Genomic DNA, 2,488 nt, shown 5'->3' on the forward strand with positions numbered 1-2,488 from the left:
CGGCACGACGGGGCGCGCCGGCCCGCAGCGCTCCCCGGGTGTCAGACCGGCTCGGTGCGCGCCACCAGCCAGGCCAGCGCGTCGCCGCTCACCAGCGGCGACAACCGCTCGCGCACCACGCGGTGGTAGTCGTTCAGCCACGCGGCCTCGTCGGCGCGCAGCAGGCTGCGGTCGATGCAGCGGGTGTCGATCGGGCACAGCGTCAGCGTCTCGAAACCGAGGAACTCGCCGAATGCACCGTTCTCGGGCGTGTCCGCTGCGACGTTCAGCACCAGGTTCTCGATGCGAACGCCCCACTGGCCGCCGCGGTACAGGCCGGGCTCGATGCTGGTGACCATGCCGGGCTCCATCGCCATCTGCGGCTCGGGGATCGCCTTGCTGATGCTCTGCGGGCCTTCGTGCACGTTCAGGAAGTAGCCGACGCCGTGGCCGGTGCCGTGGCCGTAGTCGAGGCCGTGCTCCCACAGCGGCGCGCGGGCGATGGCATCGAGCATCGGCGACAGCGTGCCGCGCGGGAAGCGGGCCCGGCTCAGCGCCAGCGTGCCCTTCAGCACCAGCGTGTAGTCGCGCCGCTGCGCGGCCGAGACCGTGCCGATCGGCCAGACGCGGGTGATGTCGGTGGTGCCGCCCAGGTACTGGCCGCCGGAATCGATCAGCAGCAGGCCGTCGCCCTCGATCACCGCGTGCGATTCGGGCGTCGCCCGGTAGTGCGGCATCGCGCCGTTGGCGTTGAAGCCGGCGATGGTGTTGAAGCTCAGGCCGACGAAGCCGGGCCGGCGCGCGCGCGCGGCGCTCAGCTTCTCGTCGATCGTCAGCTCGGTGATCCGKTCCTGGCCGAGCGCCTGCTCGAACCACGCATAGAACTCGCACATCGCGGCGCCGTCCTGCGCCATCGCGTCGCGCACGAAGGCGGCCTCGGCGGCGCTCTTGCGGCTCTTCAGCAGCGTGCTCGGGTTGATCGCCTCGACCACCTTCACGGCGGCCGGCACGTTCTCGCGCAGGCCGAGCGTGATGCGGCGCGGGTCGATCAGCAGCGTGGCCTCGGCGCCCAGCCGGGCCAGCGCGGCTGCCGCCTCGGTGTACGGTGCCAGTTGCACGCCGTCGGCGGCGAGCGCCGCCTGCAGCGCAGCCGGCACCTTGCCGACGCCGACGAACAGCGTCGCGCCGTGCAGGCCGATCAGCGCGTGGGCCAGGAACACCGGGTTGTAGCTGACGTCGGAGCCGCGCAGGTTGAAGATCCACGCGATGTCGTCGACGGTGGAGACGAAGTGCTGCGTGGCGCCGTGCACCGCCATCGCGCGGCGCAGCTCGGCCAGCTTGGCGCTGCGGGCCAGCGGCGCGTGGGGCGCGGCATGCTCGTAGACCGGCGCCTCGGGCAGCGCCGGGCGATCGGGCCACACGTCTTCCAGCAGGTCGAGGTCGGTGCGCAGCGGCACGCCGGCGCGCGTCAGCGCGGTGCGCAGCTGCTGTGCGGCCGCCAGGCCCAGCACCGCGCCGTCGACCGCGACCACCTGCCCGGTGGGCACCTGGCTGGCCAGCCATTCGACGTGGTGGGTGGCGGCGCCGCTCGGGATCTTCACCAGCTCGATGCCGGTGCCGGCCAGTTCGGCCTCGGCCTGCACCCAGTAGCGGCTGTCGGCGAACAGTGCCGCGCGCTCGGTGGTGACGACCAGCGTGGCCATCGAGCCGGTGAAGCCCGACAGCCATTCGCGCCCCTGCCAGCGCCCCGGCAGGTACTCGGACAGGTGAGGATCGCTCGACGGCACCAGCAGCGCGGCCATCTGGTGCTGTTTCAGCGCGTCGCGCACGCGCTCCAGGCGCAGGCGGATCGGGGAGGTGCGGGTGTCCATGGGTTCGGCTCCGTTCGGGACCCGCACGCCTCCCGGGTCGGGAAGCCAGCGGGGAAAGCGTGGATTTTAGGGGCCCGGTTTGCACCGGACACGGAAAACCGCGCGGCCGAGGGACTTCTGCATTTTCTCTTCGCAGTTGGCGCTCATCCTGTGCGTCGGTGCGCCGCGCGCCCCCGAGGAGATGCCATGCCATTCGACCCCCGAATCGAGAAAGAAGCCTTCCTGCACGCCGACCGTGCGCTGCTGCGGCAGCTTCTCGACATCGATTTCCAGCTCTACCGCCCGATGGGCTACCTGGCCGCCACCATGCTGCACAAGCTGGTGTACTGCTGGCTCGTCGGCCTGCACGAGGACATCGCGCCGGTGCTGCCGCGCGTGATCGGCTGGCTCGACCATGCGATCAACAGCGGCGAGGCCGGCCTGGAGCAGCGCCGGGAAACCGGCGATGAAGTCCTCGCCCTGGGCGAGAGCGGCGAGCCGCGCACGATGCGCCCGAACCTGCACGCGACGCGGGCGATGGCCCGCTGGCTGCACGGCGGCGAGGCGGCCTGCGATGACTGGTCCGGCGCGCGGCGTTGCCAGGCGGCATGGCGCGCGAACCTCGCGCGCGGCGCGCGGCGCCTGACGCCCCACCAGCT

1 protein-coding gene and 1 pseudogene are annotated in these 2,488 nt (G+C 72.2%); one reads left to right on the plus strand and one right to left on the minus strand.

The window, feature by feature from the left end:
- Positions 1-41: 41 nt before the first annotated feature.
- Positions 42-1,850 (minus strand): aminopeptidase P family protein, encoded by a 1,809-nt coding sequence (locus AC1D01_RS29860; protein ID WP_477872887.1) that lies wholly within the window; start codon positions 1,848-1,850, stop codon positions 42-44.
- A 186-nt stretch (positions 1,851-2,036) separates the two neighbouring features.
- Between AC1D01_RS29860 and AC1D01_RS29865 the strand changes: the two are divergent.
- Positions 2,037-2,488, plus strand: a pseudogene (locus AC1D01_RS29865) (hypothetical protein); the annotation flags it as partial.

It is taken from the genome of Rhizobacter sp. P3_B12, assembly GCF_056402895.1.